3 protein-coding genes and 1 pseudogene are annotated in these 3,873 nt (G+C 53.4%); 2 read left to right on the forward strand and 2 right to left on the reverse strand.

Going from position 1 to position 3,873, the window contains the following annotated elements; all coding sequences use genetic code 11:
• Positions 1-777: pseudogene (locus tag K5905_RS29345) on the reverse strand (hypothetical protein); the annotation flags it as partial.
• Between the two features lie 177 nt (positions 778-954).
• Between K5905_RS29345 and K5905_RS29350 the strand changes: the two are divergent.
• Entirely contained in the window at positions 955-1,614 is a 660-nt protein-coding gene (locus K5905_RS29350) for a hypothetical protein (RefSeq protein WP_297591088.1), read from the forward strand.
• Positions 1,611-2,177, forward strand: a complete 567-nt coding sequence (locus K5905_RS29355) for a glycosyltransferase family 4 protein (RefSeq protein ID WP_297591090.1) — start codon at positions 1,611-1,613, stop codon at positions 2,175-2,177. The genes K5905_RS29350 and K5905_RS29355 overlap by 4 nt, the downstream gene beginning before the upstream one ends.
• A gap of 135 nt (positions 2,178-2,312) precedes the next feature.
• Here K5905_RS29355 and K5905_RS29360 read toward each other — a convergent pair.
• The coding region (locus tag K5905_RS29360; RefSeq protein WP_297591093.1) for a M10 family metallopeptidase C-terminal domain-containing protein at positions 2,313-3,873 on the reverse strand (1,561 nt) is incomplete at its 5' end.

Genomic DNA, 3,873 nt, shown 5'->3' on the forward strand with positions numbered 1-3,873 from the left:
GAGCATCAGGAGAAAGGCGTGGTTTTTTCTGGCTTCGATCGTGCTCACATAAATGAAATAGCGCCGGTTGATTTTCTGCCTTGTAGCGACCGGCGGATCGAAGTGATCAATACCCAACGGAGCGACCACAATGTCGGGTCTGCGGTGGTTTCCCTGCTCAATGTAATCTACAAGCGCTGACTTCGTGGTTTCGGAATTCACCACGACGGCGTCTGCAAATGCAGTAATGGTCTTCAGTCTCTCGACATGTTGGTTGCGTGTTTGCGGGCGGGCGTATTCTGCGTGCGTGATAGGAATGAGATCGTGAACGAAAAAGATCTTTCTAGGGGCAACGCGTTCGAACGCCCCCCTGTATCCGGGACGATCTAGGTACATGTGGGACACGTGGATGAAGATATCTCCGTCCGTTCGCTTCGTCTGGGAAGGCAGGAAGCGAAGCGCCTGATCGAAGTCGGAATATGCGAACTTTCTGTCAGGGGCGTGCGTTTCCGGACGAGTGACGGCGCTGGAATTCTCGACGAAACTTCGGACGTCTTCATATTCCTCTGTGTTTCGTGGCGACGACTGCCTCCATCTTTCGGCAAGATCCGCTATGAACTGCCGTGCCAGCGTATTGTTGATCTCGCGTATCCCAAGACGCGGAAAGCAGCGGGTAAATCGTGTGTCCTCACGGTCCAGAAAGTGTTGGGCGTAAGCGATTTCGGTGCGATCAATTCCTGTGGGTGCTGATGCATTTCGACGCGAGATGATACGGGATATGTCGACTAGGATGGGCAAAACGGTGTCGGAGACTAGATGGTTGGAGATCAGTCTGTGTATAACGGTCGTTGATGTAAATGGTCAATTGCAATAGGTTTTTCCGAAAATCACGTAGCATGTTCGGAAGATTTGGTATCAGTGCTGCGCGGGGCGTGAAGGTCTCGATCTGAAACTGCAGGCAAAAGCAATTTCCATATGGCCAAAGACAAAGAATTCATCCGCCTGCTTGCCGTGGCTCCGTATTTCTTCGTGGACGATGGTGGCGGTGCCGAGCGGGTCATCCAGCGCTTCGTCTACGAGTGGCATCACCTACCCGAGATCGACCTTGAAGTCTGGGCGAGCGGCAGCACGTCGCTCCACACTTGGAACAACAACGCGCTGCACCGCAAGGCGAACTTTGGTAACCTGAACGTCAAGGTTTTTCCGGCAAATGTCGGGTGCAAGGGACTTTGCGACTTCCTGCACAGACAGCTCAACAGGGGAGCGAGGAACCCCCTGCTGGAGTATTTGTGGATTCAGACCGCCATCACTGGTCGTGGCATGGACAGAGAACTTCGGGCCAGGAAGGCGGAGTTTGATGTGATCTATCTTCCTCATTGTTTTTATGGCTCAACCCACAGATTAGCGCCGATTGCGGGAAAACAGGCAATTCTTCATCCCTTTTTTCACGACGAACCTGCCTTGAAGAACAATTCAGTCAAAAAGCTCTTTGCCACAGTGGGTAAAGTTATGTTGAACACGTCGACTGAAGAGGAGTATGTGCGATCATCCTTTTCGGTTCCGGACCAGCTCCAGTTTTGCGAGATCGGGAATATTGTCGACCGATCTGCGGAACTCGATTGGAATGTGGTATGAAGCCTGTCGAGCGGGAAAGGCATGCGGGTAGCTGTCCGCCTTACATTCTGTATCTGGGGCGTTTGTCCAGATCCAAGAGACCCGACCTGCTTGCAGAGTGGTTTGCGTCCCTCAAAGAGGAGCGGGAAACAGAGTTGCAACTCAGGCTTTGCGGGCAGGGAAAGCTGGGTAGCGAAATCGACAGGCGGTTCGGGCACCTTGGTGCGATCTGCCGTCTCGGTTTTGTCGATGAAGACGAAAAGCGAAAGCTGATTGAAGGTTGTCTCGCGCTCGTGAACCTAAGCTCCAATGAGAGCTTTTCCCTGGTGATCATGGAAGCATGGCTCCAACGGAAACCCGTCATAGTGAATTCGAACTGTGCGGCAACACACTATCACGTGACGAAGAGTGGCGGTGGAATATGCGTTGCCAATCGCAACCAGTTTTCTCAAGCCGTTGTGAGGCTGCAATCAGATTGGAAGCTCAGGGAGAAACTGGGTCAGCGTGGTCGAAAATATGTGACAGACAATTTCTCTCGCGACGCTGTGATGACGCGGATGCTTCAGATGTTTCGTGATATGTAAGACCCGACAGGCACTATGATTTCCAATTGCCCGGAGTTGACCGGTTGAGGCCTGCCAGCCAGCGGGCACCCCGACTGAGGGCGAAATAGTTTTCGCGTCAGGATAAGCTATTGCGAAAGATCGCCCTCAGAGTGGTCAAAAAATGAAATCGTTTGAGTCGATTTGACTGCTGTTGATACCGTTCAAGGTGATCGAGTTTTGGTTATAGCTGATGATCGTGTTGCCAGCGCCACCGGAAATGGAAAGGTCAGCGAGGCCTGAGACGCCATTGACGGACGACAGATTGATTGTCTCAGAGCCGTCTTCGAAGTCGTAAATGATATCGTCACCCCATTCATCATCGAATACAAAGGTGTCGGAACCGCTCTGACCGAACAGGAAGTCATCGCCCTTGCCACCTATTAGCGTGTCACCGTCATTACCGCCACGCAAGGTGTCATTTCCAATTTCGCCGTACAGGGTGTCCGTGCCATTGTCCCCTTCAAGAACATCGTCGGAGTTTCCACCATAAAGCGTGTCACCACCGTTGTGACCCATAAGTTGGTCTTCACCGGCCCCTCCCTTCAGGAGGTCGTTCCCGGCGCCCCCAATCAGGATGTCATCGCCGTCGCTGCCGCGCAATAGATCGTTTCCGTTCTCACCGCGAAGGACGTCGTCGCCGTTGTCTCCGTCGAGCGTGTCGTTGGCATTTCCGCCGTAGAGCGTGTCGCCGCCATTATGCCCCAAGAGCGTATCCACGTTGGCACCGCCTTTGAGCAGGTCGTTGCCGGCGCCTCCGATCAGCGTATCGTTTCCGTCGCCACCACGCAGAAGGTCGTTTCCGTCCTCGCCACGAAGGATGTCGTTGCCCATGTCGCCGTCGAGCGTATCGTTACCATTCTGTCCATTGAGGGAATCATTGCCGTTTTCTCCACTCATAGTGTCGTTGCCGGACCCGCCTTCCAGGAAATTGATCGCGGCATTCCCGATCAGTACATCGTTCCCGCTCCCGCCAACCGCATTCTCGATTACTGTCCCGCGCGATATGATGAGATTACCGGTATACCCACGCACACTGGAAATCGCTTCCTCTCGCAAATCAATCGTCTGGTTTGCGCCGGATGAGCTGAAGTCGAGCGTATCGGTGCCGCCATCATCAATGATCGTGTAGCTGACGGCGCTGGTCATGGCGGATATCGTCTGCATGATGTCGCCGGAATTTCCATTATCGCCATATGTCGTGTTGCCGGTGCGCGTTGCTCCGGCGGTCCCGTAGAGGTTTCTTATTGCGATAATGTCGGCGACCTGCGGTGTGATTGCGTAGGCGTAGCTTGCGTCTATTGACGTGTTTTCGCTTTGGCTGAAATAAGACATCACCGACGACTGCCAGGAATCGTTGGCATAGTGGTTGTCTACGCCATAAGTCGCTGAGCCATTATAGTTGCCGGCATGGCCAAGTCCAAGAGCATGGCCGATTTCATGAATATAGGTCTGGAACGTATAGGAATTGATGCTTGTGCCGTAGCTGGCCACCCAGTTCGTGCCGACATTTACATCGCTCGAGGTGAGCGTCGATCCACGGTAGGAGAACGATGCATAAGCTCCGTTGGCGTCTGCATCATCAAACTCGATTTGTGCACTTCCCGATGTGTAGGAGAACTGTAATCCGGTCGCGTCCGACCAAAGTTCCAGAGCGTATCGGGCCAGAGTCTGCACC

The sequence above is a fragment of the Roseibium sp. genome (assembly GCF_025698965.1).
In the GTDB taxonomy this organism is placed as follows: Bacteria; Pseudomonadota; Alphaproteobacteria; order Rhizobiales; family Stappiaceae; genus Roseibium.

Coding starts and splice junctions, on each gene's coding strand:
- K5905_RS29350 (WP_297591088.1), top strand. CDS start 955: ATGGCCAAAGACAAAGAATTCATCCGCCTGCTTGCCGTGGCTCCGTAT.
- K5905_RS29355 (WP_297591090.1), top strand. CDS start 1,611: ATGAAGCCTGTCGAGCGGGAAAGGCATGCGGGTAGCTGTCCGCCTTAC.